Genomic DNA, 13,805 nt, shown 5'->3' on the forward strand with positions numbered 1-13,805 from the left:
TCATGACTAAAAACTAGGATAGATTATGAGAATTTTACACGTTTGTTCGGAGTTATACCCCCTGCTCAAAACCGGTGGGCTTGCTGATGTAACGGGGGCATTGCCATTTGCACAACAGCAAAATGGCGATGATGTACGAGTACTAATGCCAGCCTATCCTGCCGTTGTTGGCGGACTACCGCCATCATCAGAGGTTGGCACATTTGCCACGTTTGCAGGCTGGGTCACATTACGTTATACCGATTACAATGGACTAGGGATTTACTTAATCGACGCACCGCACTTATATCAACGTGAAGGCAATCCATATCACGATCAGTGGTATAACGATTATCCTGATAATTACAAACGTTTTGCTCTATTGGGCTGGTTCGGTGCCGAGCTAGGTGCTGGACTAGATAGTTGGTGGAAAGCAGATGTTGTGCACGCCCATGACTGGCATGCGGGTATGGCGTGTGCCTACCTCGCTGCGAAAGGTCGTCCTGCCAAATCGGTATTTACCATTCACAATCTCGCCTATCAAGGTATGTTTTCTTTTCATCATATGTATGAAATTGGTTTACCCCTTGAGATGTTCAATGTCAATGGTGTGGAACTCAATGGGCAAATTTCATATCTCAAAGCGGGGCTCTATTATGCCGATCATGTAACAGCCGTCAGCCCAACCTATGCGCATGAAATCACTACACCAGAGTATGCCTATGGGCTGGAAGGGTTACTGTCAACGTTAATGTATGAGGGGCGTTTAAGTGGCGTGCTCAATGGTGTGGACTACAATATTTGGAACCCTGCTCTCGACAATGCTCTGCCTGCCAATTATCAACTTGGCAACATGAAAGGCAAAACAGCGTGTAAACTTGCCCTACAACGTGCGTTTAATTTACCAGAAAATAAAGATGCCCAAGTGTTTGTGATGGTGACCCGCTTAACCGCACAAAAAGGGGTGGATATGCTGCTTGAAGCTCTTCCACAGGTGCTGAATGAAAATATGCAATTTATTTTACTCGGATCGGGTGATCACTATTTTGAAGAAGCATTTTGTCAGCTACGTCATAATTTCCCCGATCAAATTGGGGTAGAAATCGGTTATAACGAACAACTGTCTCACCTAGTAATTGCAGGTGGTGATGTTATTTTAGTGCCGAGTCGCTTTGAGCCTTGTGGATTAACACAACTTTATGGGTTAAAATATGGCACCTTGCCGTTAGTAAGAGCAACGGGCGGGCTTGCGGATACAGTCGTTGCCAGCCACAAGGACAGTATTAAACAACGAACAGCCACAGGATTCGTATTTGAACATGCCAATGCACAAGGATTAATTTGGGCATTTGAGCAAGCACAAAACTTATGGCGTGCTAAACCGCAATGGTACAAAGTTCGTATTGATGCAATGGAAGCTGATTTCAGTTGGCGAATTGCCGCTGAAAAATACGCCGCAATTTATCACAATTTATTTAATTAATGACATTAACACTCATCAAAAGGAAGTTAATCCAATGATTAATCCAATTATACACCCAACTCCGCAAGACAGTGTTGACGGTGTGAAGAACTCTATTGTTTATAAATTAATCTATTCAATCGGACGTGACCCAAGTGTTGCAAGCCAACGTGACTGGCTCAACGCAACTCTATTAGCGGTTCGTGATTTAGTATCTGACGGCTGGCTAAAAACACAACGTGCAACCCAATCCCAAGGCTGTCGTCGTGTGTATTATCTCTCTATGGAGTTTTTAATGGGCCGTACGTTATCTAATGCGATGATGGCCGTTGGTGTGTATGACACTGTGCGTGAAGCATTAGAAGAGTTAGGGCTCGATGTTGAAGAAATTATCGAAAAAGAAGTTGACCCAGGTTTAGGTAACGGTGGGCTTGGTCGCTTAGCTGCATGCTTTTTGGACTCTATCGCCACCTTAAATTTACCTGGTATGGGATACGGTATTCGTTATGAATACGGTATGTTCCGCCAAGAAATCGTGGACAGCCAACAAGTTGAACGTCCAGATGCGTGGCTTGAAAAAGGTGTGCCTTGGGAGTTTGTACGTCCAACCAAACGCTATATTGTTGAATTTGGCGGACACATTGAATGCGAAACTCAAGACGGCAAATGTAATTGGGTGGATACCACACAAATCACCGCACTTGGCTATGATCAAATCATTCCAGGTTATGAAACTGAAATGTCAAATAGCTTGCGTTTGTGGTCTGCTAACGCTGGAGATGTGTTCGACTTAAATAAATTTAATCGTGGTGATTATTTCGCCGCAATGGAACAACAAAACAGCTCTGAGAATGTCTCTCGTGTGCTTTATCCTGATGACTCTACTTATGCAGGACGTGAATTACGTTTACGCCAAGAGTACTTTTTAGTCTCTGCTTCATTACAAGATATTTTGCACCGCCATTACTGGGAATACAAAACGTATGATAATCTCGCAGAGAAAGTATCAATCCACTTAAATGATACTCACCCTGTGCTCGCCATTCCTGAATTAATGCGGCTTTTAATTGATAAAGAAGGCTTTACATGGGAAAGCGCATGGGAAGTCACTCAAAAAGTATTCTCTTATACTAATCATACTTTAATGGGTGAAGCACTTGAAACGTGGCCTGTGGATATGATGGGGGCCATTTTGCCACGTCATTTGAAATTGATTTTAGAAATCAATGAAAAATTCCTAGACAGCATCAAAGAACATACAGCCAAAGATCCTGATTTAATTCGCCGTGTATCACTCATTGATGAAAATGACGGACGCAAAGTGCGGATGGCATGGCTTGCCGTAGTTGCCTCACACAAAATTAATGGTGTTGCGAAATTGCACTCAGACTTGATGGTTAAATCCATCTTTGCTGATTTTGCCAAAATCTACCCTGAGCGTTTTTGCAATATGACCAACGGCATCACGCCACGTCGCTGGATTGGTGTTGCAAACCCTGATCTATCGGCGGTGTTTGATCAATATATTGGGCGAGCTTGGCGTAAAGATTTAAGCCACTTAGAAGAGCTTAAACAATACGCTGATTTTCCAAAATTTATGCAAGAAGTGCGTGATGTGAAAAAGGCCAATAAAGTGAAATTGGCAAACTACATCGCACATAATCTTAACATTGTCGTTAATCCTGACTCGCTTTTTGATGTACAAATCAAACGTATTCACGAATATAAACGGCAATATTTAAATCTACTGCATATTATTGCACGCTATAATGCGATTTTGCGCAATCCTGAAAAAGATTGGACACCACGCGTGTTCATCATTGCAGGAAAAGCAGCATCAGCATACTATGCGGCGAAACAAATTATTCGCTTAATCAATGATGTTGCGAAAGTGATTAATAATGATATGCGTGTACATGACAAACTCAAACTGGTATTCATTCCGAACTACAGCGTGAGTCTAGCGCAGCTCATTATTCCTGCCGCCGATGTATCGGAGCAAATCTCATTAGCAGGGACAGAAGCCTCTGGCACCAGTAATATGAAATTTGCCCTCAATGGCGCATTGACAATTGGAACACTAGACGGCGCAAATGTTGAAATCTTACAAAATGTAGGGGAAGATAATATTTTCATCTTTGGTAACACCGTCGAGCAAGTAGAAGAATTGCGTCGCAATGGTTATAACCCAGCACAATATTATGAAAATGATCCAGAGCTGCGTGAAGCCATTCAGCAAGTGACTAGTGGTTTCTTCAACCCTGAAGAACCAGGCCGTTATCAGTCTTTCTCACCATTTAGTGATTTCTATCAAGCGTTTGCGGATTTCCGTAGTTATGTGGATACGCAAGCAAAAATTGATGAACTCTACCGTGACCAAGATGTATGGGTTTCCAAGGCAATTCAGAACATTGTGAATATGAGTTATTTCTCATCAGACCGCACGATTCAAGAATATGCTGATCAAATCTGGCACTTAAAACCAGTGAAACTCTAAACCGCACTTTATAAAAAAGGGAGCCTCTATGTTCCCTTTTTCATATGCTCAAGTGCAAATCGTAATGAAAAAGGTGCTATAAATAGCACCTTTTCAACGATTGTACCGCACTTTTAGATTTAACGCGTGCCATACACAACGATGGTTTTACCGTGAGCTGAGATAAGATTTTGATCTTCTAGCATTTTCAAAATACGCCCCACTGTTTCACGTGAACAACCAACGATTTGCCCAATTTCTTGGCGAGTTATCTTAATTTGCATGCCATCTGGATGCGTCATCGCCTCTGGCATTTTAGCCAAATTTAATAAGGTTTGTGCAATGCGCCCTGTAACATCTAAAAAAGCAAGATTCATAACCTGACGTGAGGTATACTGCAAACGATGCGCAAGCTGAGTTGAGAGATACATTAATACTTCAGGGTTGACTTGAATAAGCTGGCGGAATTTTTTATACGAAATTTCTGCCACTTCACATGGCGTTTTTGCCCGTACCCACGCTGTACGTTCACTTTCTTGCTCAAACAAACCAATCTCTCCCACAAAATCACCTTGGTTGAGATATGATAAAATCATCTCTTTGCCATCTTCATCCTTAATCGAAACCGCAACCGAGCCTTTGATCAAATAATATAACGTTTCTGCTTTTTCACCCGCATGGATGAGCGTGCTTTTAGACGGATATTTATGAATATGGCAGTGGGATAAAAACCAATCTAGCGTTGGATCGGTGGTGCTGGATTGTTGTTTTTGGGCTGTTGGTTGCTCTTGCATAAATACCTCTATAAGTTTACTGCACTTTCTTCAAGCACTATTGCCCAAAGGAAGATTTCTCTTTTATGTCTAACGACTGGTGTAGCTCTGACCAAACCAACACCACTTTACCTTGCTCCAACTGACGACGCAGGCGCGCGGTTTTTTCTGTTAAACTCAATTCTCGCAGACCATAATCTGTGCCCTCACGCAGAACAATGCTTTCTAATACATTGTCAAGGGTCTGTGAATTTAACGATTGCCACGGTATTATCATACTACCCCTATTTTAGCAAGGACGCAAACAGTGGCCATTGCTGTTCAAAATCGCTATAAGGATTGCGGCGAAAATTCGTGCGCACATAACGCAAAAATTGCCCTTCACAAAAAGTTACAAGATGAGCGGCAATAAGTTTTTCGTCAATCGCAAATGCTTTTCCATTGCGCAAACGTTGCATCTGCAAAATATTATTAAATTGTAGCTCAAGACTATCAAAAAACTTCACAACACGCTGCTTTAATTCAGGATCTTCAAACATCAAGGCATGTCCGCTCAGTACGCGCGTCATTCCTGGGTTTTTGCGTGCAAAATCAAGGATTAATTGCATAATATTATGCACTCGGGTAACGGTATCTGTATCCGTTTTGAGCGACATACGAATGCGGTAAAGCAAATTTTCTTCAATCAAATCAATCAACGCAGAAAACATCGCCCTTTTACTGCTGTAATAACGATAAAGTGCGGCTTCAGATACCCCTACCTCTTGCGCAAGTCGGGCAGTAGTAATCCGTGCCATTCCCTGCTCTGAATGCAATAGGTGCGCTAATACCGTCAATACTTGTTTTTTACGTTCTTTAATAGGGCGTTTATCCAACGGCTTTTTCATATTTATTGCTTACCTGAATGCCCAAATCCGCCCGCACCACGCTCACTTTGTTCAAAGTCATCCACAATATTAAATTGTGCTTGCACAACAGGTACAAAAACCAACTGCGCAATCCGATCACCCACCTCAACGGTAAAAGGCTCTTGCCCACGATTCCATAGCGAAACCATTAATGGACCTTGATAGTCAGAATCAATCAACCCCACCAAATTACCCAACACAATGCCATTTTTATGCCCTAATCCTGAACGCGGTAAAATCACCGCCGCTAGATTTGGATCTGCCACATGTACCGCAATGCCCGTTGCAATTAATTGTGTTTCACCTGGTTGAAGGGTCAATGGTGCCTCAATCATTGCACGCAAATCTAGCCCTGCCGAGCCCGATGTCGCATACGCAGGCAACGGAAATGTTTGCCCAATACGTTGGTCTAAAATTTTAACATCAATTTTTTTCATCATTCTCTCTCAAACCGCACTTTGTGTTTGTAGTGTCATACGTTCTGCAATTAAGCTAACCAGCTGGCGTGCTATTGTCAGTTTATCAGCCCGTTCAAATTGCGCTTGTCCGCCGTGCCAGAATATACTGAGTGCATTCTGCGCACTGCCAAAGCCAATATCCGCTTGGGACACATCATTAGCACAAATCATATCTAAATTTTTACGTTGTAATTTATCTTTAGCGTACTGCTCAACCTGCTGGGTTTCAGCAGCAAATCCAACCACAAAAGGGCGATGCTGACGCAATGCCGCTACACTTGCGATAATATCAGGATTTTTTACCAAGTTCAGCGTTAAGGTATCCTGCTCGGCACTTTTTTTCAGCTTTTGTGCCGCCACCTGCGCCATTTTATAATCCGCCACTGCAGCACACCCGACAAAAACCGCACTTTGTGTTGCCAACCTTAATGCGTGATGGTGCATTTCATCGGCACTTAACACATCTATACGCGTCACACCCTGTGGCGTTGGCAAATTAACTGGACCTGCAATCAAATTCACTTGCGCACCGTTTTCCTGAAAAGCCTGCGCCAGTGCAAAGCCCATTTTACCTGAACTATGATTGCTAATGTAGCGCACAGGATCAATGGCTTCTTGGGTAGGACCTGCTGTAATCGTCACTGAAAGTGCGGTCAACCGTGCATCTTGAGCCCATAACGTATGCAATTGATCAACGATCTCTGCTGGCTCAGCCATTCGCCCTAATCCAACATCACCACAGGCTTGCTCACCCGCATTTGGTCCGACTATCATCACACCGCGTGCCTTGAGCTGTGCCAAGTTTGCTTGAACCGCCACATGAGCAAACATGTGCTGATTCATCGCAGGGGCAAGCAAGAGTGGGGCAGGTGTTGCCAAGCATAACGTCGTGAGCAGATCATTTGCCATACCGCTGGCAAGACGCGCAATCGCATCGGCAGTGGCAGGAGCAATCACCACACAATCTGCCCATTTTGCCAATTCAATATGTCCCATCGCTAATTCAGCCTGGGGATCTAACAATGTAGTCGAAACACTATTGCCTGAGATAGCTTGCAGCGTCAATGGCGTAACAAACGCCTGCGCAGCCTCTGTTAGCACAACACGCACATTGGCTCGTGCTTTGCGCAGCAGGCGAATAAATTCAATACTTTTATACGCCGCAATGCCCGCGCTGATGCCAACAACAATATTTTTTCCTGCTAATCTATTCATTTAAGCCTCTTTTTTGCTTATTTTACTGCAAAATTGCGCGTTCGGCTAACAGTAAAATGGACAACTCAATATATTAATCTTTACAAAAAAACCAAATAACATATTGTTTTTACTCAAGTTCAATTTTATTACCTGTTATCAAGCCTCATCCAAAAGCATCGCATCACCACTAACCGCACTTTGGATATGTGACTTGGCAGTCTCGACGTCTAGATTGTTATTTTTTTCATATTTGCTACAATAAACCCATTATTTCTATGGCTTATAGGCGAAACGATGGCACAGTGGGATGGAAAATATATTAGTCCGTATGCAGAACACGGCAAAAAGAGCGAACAAGTTAAGAAAATTACCGTTTCAATTCCAATTAAAGTGCTGGAAATTTTAACCAATGAACGCACTCGCCGCCAAATTCGTAATCTTCGCCACGCCACCAATAGTGAATTGCTTTGTGAAGCATTTTTGCACGCATTCACAGGGCAGCCCCTACCAACCGATGATGACTTAATGAAAGAACGTCACGATGAAATTCCAGAGCAAGCCAAACGCGTGATGCGTGAGCTCGGTATTAATCCTGATGAGTGGGAGTATTAATTTCCGACCGCACTTTAATTTGGCACGCCACGCAAGAGCGGGATTTTTTCAAACGGTTCTTGTGATGTGGTTGCAGGAATGTCATTAAACAATAAAATAAACGGTTTCGCAGGCACGACTTTTTCCTTACGCCATAAGCTTCCCATACTCACTAACTGAATATCGTTCGGCAAACTCGCAATGCCGCGTTGTAACACCATAATCGTATTTTTACGTGGATGCCCGATTACAATGGCACTACCGTGTTTCCTTGCATAATGAATGGCACGTTGAAATTGCCGCTGCACGTTGGCAAGTGCATCACTATCGTCCAAAAAGATATGGCGACTCAATGCTCCTACGCCATGTGCTTTGGCGACCTTTTCTGCCACACTCGATCCAATCGTACGACTGTCTAAAAAAAACAATTTTTCCTGTGCGAGTTTTTGCATTAGATGGTTCATCAAAGTGCGGTCAGCGGTGGCGGCACTGCCCATATGATTATTCATGCCAATCGCATAGGGCACACGCTTTTTGGCATACTCAACTTTAGCGGACACCTGTGCAGGGGTCATTCCAATTAATAATGCTTCAGACTCTATTTTATGCTGACCTTTCGGCTGCATAGGTTGATGAATTAACACATCACGCCGTTGCGAAAATGCTTGTTTGGCACGCTCGGTGGCATAAGGCGCAGAGGGGATAATCGCTACACTCAGCTCTTTCGGTAAGGCGTAAATTTTCAGGTCATCACTGCGATACCCCACATCATCAATCACAATCGCTAGCTTAGCAGCTTGTGTACTGAAGGCAAAAAGTGCGGTTGCAAAGCAAAGTGCGGTTTTTTTCATTAAACTACCTCACCCAACTTTGTGGATTAAGGGCTTTACCTTTACGACGGATTTCAAAATACAGCGCAGATCGCCCTTGCCCGCCAGTGTTGCCCACTTCGGCGATTTTTTGCCCGCGTTTAACATACTGCCCATTACGCACGCTGATACGTTGATTATAGCCATAAAGACTCATATCGCCTGCGCCATGATCCACTAATACCACCAATCCATAACCTTGTAACCAATCGGCTAAAATGACACGCCCATCGGCAATCGTATGCACAGGAGAACCTGCTGGTGCATTGATAACCAGCCCTTTCCAGCGTAATTCACCCATTTGTACACTGCCATAACGATTTGCCACCGTACCTGCCACAGGCATAGCATATTGCTGCTTGCCTGCCCCTAAGCCTCCACCTTGTCGCGTAAGCTGGCGTTCTTGTTCGGTAGGTTGATACGGCTTATTACTTGCTTTTTCTTGTGCAGCCTTTTTGCGCTCATATTCTGCAATTTCACGCTGCCGTTGCTCGCGTGCACGTTTTTCTGCCGTTGCGATGGAACTTTTTAATTTTGCTTCATTTTGTTTTAGTACATCAAGACGATTTTCACCTTGCTTGATGGAACGATCTAATTTGCTTAATGTGGTTTTCCGCTCACGCTGGCTTTTTTCAAGGTTTGATTGCGATTTTTTCTGCTTGCTCAAAATGGCTTGTAACTGTGTTTGTTGCGTTTGTGCTTGCGATTTTTGCGTTTCCAAACTTTCTTGGGTGTGTTTAATATCCGCAATCAATGCCATTCGTTTGCGGTTAAATTCTTGATAATAGGCAAACATTCGCCCACTTTGCTGTGCTTTATCACTGAGCATTCGCTCAATTACCGAGGGGTTTAATCCTGCACGATAAGCAGCATCAAGCTGTTCGGCAAGCTTCTGTTTTTGTGTACTTAATTGTTTTTCAAGGCGCGCAATTTGTTTATCACTCTCGGCGATGTCTTTTCGCACCTCTTTAAGCTCTTGCTCCGTTTTCCGCAATTCGCCAAGCACTGTATTGATATTACTTTCGTGCTTTTTTAATTCTTGCTGTAATCGGCTATGCTCGCTACGTTGAGCATTCAGTTTTTGTTGTTGTGCTTTGATTTGGCTTTGCACTTGAGAGAGATCTTGATTGGCGGCAAATGCTGGCAAAAACGCACTCAATGAGAATAACGAGAGCACACTGATTAGACCGCACTTTTTCACACAACCTCCCAAAAGATAAACCAATAAGAACACATTTTACGCTGTAATCATAAAAAAATCAGCCTTTAGTGAATAATAACATTAAACTTGATCTCGCCCTATTTAAACTTGACGCATTATTTGCTATAAAGATGAAAGTATTTTTATTATGCAAGGAGCTTAAAATGAAATTAGTGTTTATTCGTCATGGTTTTAGTGAATGGAATGCCAAAAATCTTTTCACAGGGTGGCGTGATGTGAATTTAACCGAACGCGGTGTAGAAGAAGCCAAAGCAGCGGGTAAAAAATTAAAAGAAGCCGGTTTTGAGTTTGATATTGCCTTTACGTCTGTTTTAACCCGTGCCATTAAAACCTGTAATATTGTATTAGAAGAATCGAATCAATTATGGATTCCACAAGTCAAAAACTGGCGTTTAAATGAGCGTCACTACGGTCAATTACAAGGCTTAGACAAAAAAGCGACCGCAGAAAAATATGGCGAAGAGCAAGTACATATTTGGCGTCGCTCTTACGACACATTACCACCGTTATTAGATAAAAATGATCCAAACTCTGCTCATAACGACCGTCGTTATGCGAACCTTCCAAGTGATGTTGTGCCCGATGGCGAAAACTTGAAAGTAACCCTGGAACGCGTATTGCCATTCTGGGAAGACCAAATCGCCCCTGCTCTGTTAGACGGTAAACGTGTATTAGTCACCGCTCATGGAAATTCACTGCGTGCACTGGCTAAACATATTGAAGGCATCAGTGATGAAGACATTATGGCACTTGAAATTCCAACAGGTCAGCCATTAGTGTATGAACTGGATGAAAACTTCAACGTGGTTAAAAAATACTATCTCTAATAAATTGATACAAAACACTTCTTTGAGCACGCAAAGAAGTGTTTTATTTTGCATAATTCGCCGTATTTTATTTGGTCATCAGCCAAAGTGCGGTTATACTTATTCACTGTTTTATCTTTTTATGAGTTGAGAGAAAAGCATGCAAGATTTTTTACCACAAGCAATGGAATTTGCACACAATCACACCATTATGGTGATTGCTTGGGTGGCAGTATTTGTTGCAGTGATTGTTACGAGTATTAAATCCGCAACATCTGCGGCAAAAGTGATTGATAATGCCCAATTAACCCAATTAATTAACAAACATAACGGCATTGTTGTGGACGTTCGCAGTGATGACGAGTTTGCGCGTGGGCATATTGCAGGTAGCGTACAAGCACTGCCAAGTGAAATTAAAGGTAACCATATTCCTGCCTTAGAAAAATACAAATCTGTGCCCGCCATTGTGGTAGACAGTGCAGGTTTAGGGTCTGTTGAACTTGCCAATGCACTGCATAAACAAGGCTTTAGTCAAGTTTTTAGCTTAAAAGAAGGCATTGCTGGCTGGAATAGTGCAAATTTACCGCTTGTTAAACATTAATAAATCAGGGAGTTTTTATGGCTGAAGAAACCCAATCAAATGCAACGGCTGCAACTGAAAACGAGCAAGTTGAAGCATCACTACAAATTCAACGTATCTACATTAAAGACGTTTCATTTGAAGCACCTAATTTACCAACCATTTTCCAACAAGAATGGAAACCACAACTTTCATTTGATCTCAACACCGAAACCCAAGTATTGGCTGAAAATGTCTATGAAGTGTGCTTAAATCTTACGGTTGAAACCAAAATGGAAGACAGCGAAGACGTTGCATTCTTATGCGAAGTGAAACAAGCGGGCGTATTTACTATCACGGGGCTAGAAGGTGTTCAATTGGCACACTGCTTAAGTGCACAATGCCCAAATATGCTATTCCCTTATGCACGTGAACTTATCTCAAGTTTGGTTAATCGTGGCACATTCCCAGCCTTGAATTTATCACCAATTAATTTCGATGCACTCTTTATGCAACAATTACAAGAACAAGTTGCCGCTGAAGAGGGAAGTGAAGAAACGACTCACTAATTCAACCATATTAATACCATAAAACGCAGGCATGTCCTGCGTTTTTGTTTTATAATCGTGAAAAAGCCTAAGGAGGAGAATATGTCAACCGCATTAAGTCATATCCCGATGACCGTGTTAGGTGCAGGCTCATTTGGCAGTGCACTTGCCATCGCCCTTTCACGCAATGGCGCACCAACATATTTATGGGGGCACGATCAACATCATCTTGAACGTCTCGCCAGTGATCGTGAAAATCGTGATTTTCTACCTGATATTCCTTTTCCTGACAGCCTTATCATTGAACCTGATCTGCAAAAGGCCGTGCAACTATCACGCGATATTTTACTGGTCATACCAAGCCACGTCTTTTCTGATGTTCTAACGCAAATCAAACCGCACTTATACCCTAATAGCCGCATTATTTGGGCAACAAAAGGCTTAGAACGGGACACTGGGCGACTGTTACACGACGTTGCATGCGACATTTTAGGCAATCACTATCCACTTGCGGTGCTTTCAGGTCCGACATTTGCTCATGAATTAGCAACAGGCCTCCCAACTGCTATTGCTATCGCCTCGGATGATCTCAATTTTGCCAAAGAGGTGCAAGCACGCATCCATTGCTCCAAACATTTTCGTGTATATGTTAACAACGACCTCATTGGCGTGCAATTAGGCGGAGCAGTAAAAAATGTGATCGCTATCGGTGCGGGCATTTCTGATGGTATGGGCTTCGGCGCAAATGCACGCACCGCACTTATCACGCGAGGTCTGGCTGAAATAACACGCCTTGGACTATCACTCGGAGCTCAACCTGAAACATTTATGGGCATGGCTGGACTTGGCGATTTAGTGCTGACATGTACCGATAACCAATCACGTAATCGTCGCTTTGGCTTAATGTTGGGGCAAGGCTTTGATGCACAAACCGCACTTGCTAATATTGGACAAGTCGTGGAAGGCTTCTACAACACCAAAGAAACCCATCTACTTGCACAACAACAACATGTTGAAATGCCTATCACTGAACAGATCTATCAAGTGCTATTTTGTGGTAAAGATGCCAAAGATGCCGCGCACGCTTTATTAGGACGCAAAAAAACAGAAGAATTTAACCAATGAATGACACCATGAAATCAGAAGAACTTGGTATGCTATGGCAAGCCATTCGTGATGAAGCCGCATTATTGGCAGAAAATGAGCCAATGCTGGCAAGTTTCTTCCATGCAACGATTTTAAAACATCATCACCTCGGACAAGCACTGAGTTATATTTTAGCGAATAAATTAGCCAATCCCATTATGCAAGCTATTGCGCTTAAAGAAATTATTGAGGACGCCTATGAACATAGTCCTGAGCTAATTCACGCTGCCGCCCATGACCTAAGTGCGGTCAGAACCCGCGATCCTGCCGTCACAATGCTTTCCACGCCACTGTTGTATTTAAAAGGTTACCACGCATTACAAAGTTACCGAATTACCCACTATCTTTGGCAACAAGATCGTAAAGCACTGGCCATTTATCTACAAAATCAAATTTCTGTTGCCTTTGATGTGGATATCCACCCAGCAGCACAAATTGGCTGTGGCATCATGCTTGATCACGCCACGGGCATTGTGGTGGGCGAAACCGCCGTCGTAGAAAATGATGTGTCAATTTTACAAGGCGTTACACTTGGTGGAACGGGTAAAGTGGAAGGTGACCGCCACCCCAAAGTGCGGGCTGGCGTAATGATTGGCGCAGGCTCTAAAATTTTAGGTAACATTGAAATTGGAAAATTTGCTAAAATTGGGGCAGGATCGGTGGTGTTGCAACCTGTACCTGCTTACGCTACCGCAGCGGGCGTACCCGCAAAAATCATCGCGCAAGGCAAAGAAGATGCAGTGCCATCATTTGAAATGGATCAATATTTTGAAGCCGATAAAAAAGGCTAATTTAACAAAGCATGTATTCT

Annotated in this window: 15 protein-coding genes; 8 read left to right on the plus strand and 7 right to left on the minus strand. The window is 43.0% G+C overall.

What is annotated here, in order from left to right; translation table 11 throughout:
- The first annotated feature begins 25 nt into the window (after positions 1 to 25).
- Together glgA and glgP are read left to right on the plus strand one after the other, a co-directional pair.
- Positions 26 to 1,462 carry a glycogen synthase GlgA gene (gene glgA / locus HPC40_RS05825; protein ID WP_208118548.1) on the plus strand — a complete coding sequence of 479 codons (1,437 nt, stop codon included), beginning with the start codon at positions 26 to 28 and terminating at the stop codon, positions 1,460 to 1,462.
- A 34-nt stretch (positions 1,463 to 1,496) separates the two neighbouring features.
- Positions 1,497 to 3,938 carry a glycogen/starch/alpha-glucan family phosphorylase gene (gene glgP, locus HPC40_RS05830; protein ID WP_208118549.1) on the plus strand — a complete coding sequence of 814 codons (2,442 nt, stop codon included), beginning with the start codon at positions 1,497 to 1,499 and terminating at the stop codon, positions 3,936 to 3,938.
- Between the two features lie 119 nt (positions 3,939 to 4,057).
- Here the strand turns inward: glgP and crp are convergent, their stop codons facing one another.
- Genes crp through coaBC form a run of 5 tightly spaced genes read right to left on the minus strand, consistent with a single transcriptional unit; the run spans position 4,058 to position 7,271 of the window.
- Positions 4,058 to 4,711, minus strand: a complete 654-nt coding sequence (gene crp / locus HPC40_RS05835; protein WP_208118550.1) for a cAMP-activated global transcriptional regulator CRP — start codon at positions 4,709 to 4,711, stop codon at positions 4,058 to 4,060.
- Between the two features lie 37 nt (positions 4,712 to 4,748).
- Positions 4,749 to 4,967 carry a YheU family protein gene (locus HPC40_RS05840; RefSeq protein WP_208118551.1) on the minus strand — a complete coding sequence of 73 codons (219 nt, stop codon included), beginning with the start codon at positions 4,965 to 4,967 and terminating at the stop codon, positions 4,749 to 4,751.
- 7 nt (positions 4,968 to 4,974) lie between these two features.
- Positions 4,975 to 5,577: a nucleoid occlusion factor SlmA gene (slmA, locus tag HPC40_RS05845; protein ID WP_208118552.1), complete on the minus strand. Its 603-nt coding sequence runs from the start codon at positions 5,575 to 5,577 to the stop codon at positions 4,975 to 4,977.
- 2 nt (positions 5,578 to 5,579) lie between these two features.
- Complete coding sequence (dut, locus tag HPC40_RS05850; RefSeq protein ID WP_208118624.1) at positions 5,580 to 6,035, minus strand: dUTP diphosphatase; 456 nt, start codon at positions 6,033 to 6,035, stop codon at positions 5,580 to 5,582.
- A 9-nt stretch (positions 6,036 to 6,044) separates the two neighbouring features.
- The gene (gene coaBC, locus HPC40_RS05855) at positions 6,045 to 7,271 is read right to left on the minus strand and encodes a bifunctional phosphopantothenoylcysteine decarboxylase/phosphopantothenate--cysteine ligase CoaBC (RefSeq protein WP_208118553.1); all 1,227 of its coding nucleotides are present in this window, start codon (positions 7,269 to 7,271) and stop codon (positions 6,045 to 6,047) included.
- Positions 7,272 to 7,547: 276 nt separating this feature from the next.
- On the opposite strand from coaBC, the gene metJ reads away from it, so the two are divergent.
- Positions 7,548 to 7,865, plus strand: coding sequence for a met regulon transcriptional regulator MetJ (gene metJ, locus HPC40_RS05860; RefSeq protein WP_208118554.1), 318 nt, complete (start codon positions 7,548 to 7,550; stop codon positions 7,863 to 7,865).
- Between the two features lie 14 nt (positions 7,866 to 7,879).
- On the opposite strand, the gene HPC40_RS05865 is transcribed toward metJ, so the two are convergent.
- Both HPC40_RS05865 and envC read right to left on the minus strand, forming a co-directional pair.
- Positions 7,880 to 8,695, minus strand: a complete 816-nt coding sequence (locus HPC40_RS05865) for a divergent polysaccharide deacetylase family protein (RefSeq protein ID WP_208118555.1) — start codon at positions 8,693 to 8,695, stop codon at positions 7,880 to 7,882.
- Between the two features lie 4 nt (positions 8,696 to 8,699).
- Positions 8,700 to 9,914, minus strand: coding sequence for a murein hydrolase activator EnvC (gene envC / locus HPC40_RS05870; RefSeq protein ID WP_328805306.1), 1,215 nt, complete (start codon positions 9,912 to 9,914; stop codon positions 8,700 to 8,702).
- 164 nt (positions 9,915 to 10,078) lie between these two features.
- On the opposite strand from envC, the gene HPC40_RS05875 reads away from it, so the two are divergent.
- From HPC40_RS05875 to cysE, 5 genes are all read left to right on the plus strand, one after another.
- Positions 10,079 to 10,762, plus strand: coding sequence for a 2,3-diphosphoglycerate-dependent phosphoglycerate mutase (locus HPC40_RS05875; RefSeq protein WP_208118557.1), 684 nt, complete (start codon positions 10,079 to 10,081; stop codon positions 10,760 to 10,762).
- A 139-nt stretch (positions 10,763 to 10,901) separates the two neighbouring features.
- Complete coding sequence (locus tag HPC40_RS05880; protein ID WP_208118558.1) at positions 10,902 to 11,342, plus strand: rhodanese-like domain-containing protein; 441 nt, start codon at positions 10,902 to 10,904, stop codon at positions 11,340 to 11,342.
- A 17-nt stretch (positions 11,343 to 11,359) separates the two neighbouring features.
- On the plus strand, positions 11,360 to 11,869 hold the full coding sequence (gene secB, locus HPC40_RS05885) for a protein-export chaperone SecB (protein ID WP_208118559.1): 510 nt from the start codon (positions 11,360 to 11,362) through the stop codon (positions 11,867 to 11,869).
- Between the two features lie 81 nt (positions 11,870 to 11,950).
- Positions 11,951 to 12,973: an NAD(P)H-dependent glycerol-3-phosphate dehydrogenase gene (gene gpsA, locus HPC40_RS05890; protein ID WP_208118560.1), complete on the plus strand. Its 1,023-nt coding sequence runs from the start codon at positions 11,951 to 11,953 to the stop codon at positions 12,971 to 12,973.
- Between the two features lie 8 nt (positions 12,974 to 12,981).
- Positions 12,982 to 13,785 (plus strand): serine O-acetyltransferase, encoded by an 804-nt coding sequence (cysE, locus tag HPC40_RS05895; RefSeq protein WP_208118561.1) that lies wholly within the window; start codon positions 12,982 to 12,984, stop codon positions 13,783 to 13,785.
- Positions 13,786 to 13,805: the final 20 nt, after the last annotated feature.

It is taken from the genome of Spirabiliibacterium falconis (genome assembly GCF_014885015.1).
GTDB lineage: Bacteria > Pseudomonadota > Gammaproteobacteria > Enterobacterales > Pasteurellaceae > Spirabiliibacterium > Spirabiliibacterium falconis.

What these genes read in the sequence shown, in the direction of transcription:
- metJ (WP_208118554.1), top strand. Translation starts at nt 7,548, where the DNA reads ATGGCACAGTGGGATGGAAAATATATTAGTCCGTATGCAGAACACGGC.
- secB (WP_208118559.1), top strand. Translation starts at nt 11,360, where the DNA reads ATGGCTGAAGAAACCCAATCAAATGCAACGGCTGCAACTGAAAACGAG.
- dut (WP_208118624.1), bottom strand. Translation starts at nt 6,035, where the DNA reads ATGAAAAAAATTGATGTTAAAATTTTAGACCAACGTATTGGGCAAACA.
- HPC40_RS05840 (WP_208118551.1), bottom strand. Translation starts at nt 4,967, where the DNA reads ATGATAATACCGTGGCAATCGTTAAATTCACAGACCCTTGACAATGTA.
- slmA (WP_208118552.1), bottom strand. Translation starts at nt 5,577, where the DNA reads ATGAAAAAGCCGTTGGATAAACGCCCTATTAAAGAACGTAAAAAACAA.
- glgP (WP_208118549.1), top strand. Translation starts at nt 1,497, where the DNA reads ATGATTAATCCAATTATACACCCAACTCCGCAAGACAGTGTTGACGGT.
- crp (WP_208118550.1), bottom strand. Translation starts at nt 4,711, where the DNA reads ATGCAAGAGCAACCAACAGCCCAAAAACAACAATCCAGCACCACCGAT.
- cysE (WP_208118561.1), top strand. Translation starts at nt 12,982, where the DNA reads ATGAAATCAGAAGAACTTGGTATGCTATGGCAAGCCATTCGTGATGAA.
- HPC40_RS05880 (WP_208118558.1), top strand. Translation starts at nt 10,902, where the DNA reads ATGCAAGATTTTTTACCACAAGCAATGGAATTTGCACACAATCACACC.
- HPC40_RS05875 (WP_208118557.1), top strand. Translation starts at nt 10,079, where the DNA reads ATGAAATTAGTGTTTATTCGTCATGGTTTTAGTGAATGGAATGCCAAA.
- HPC40_RS05865 (WP_208118555.1), bottom strand. Translation starts at nt 8,695, where the DNA reads ATGAAAAAAACCGCACTTTGCTTTGCAACCGCACTTTTTGCCTTCAGT.
- coaBC (WP_208118553.1), bottom strand. Translation starts at nt 7,271, where the DNA reads ATGAATAGATTAGCAGGAAAAAATATTGTTGTTGGCATCAGCGCGGGC.
- glgA (WP_208118548.1), top strand. Translation starts at nt 26, where the DNA reads ATGAGAATTTTACACGTTTGTTCGGAGTTATACCCCCTGCTCAAAACC.
- gpsA (WP_208118560.1), top strand. Translation starts at nt 11,951, where the DNA reads ATGTCAACCGCATTAAGTCATATCCCGATGACCGTGTTAGGTGCAGGC.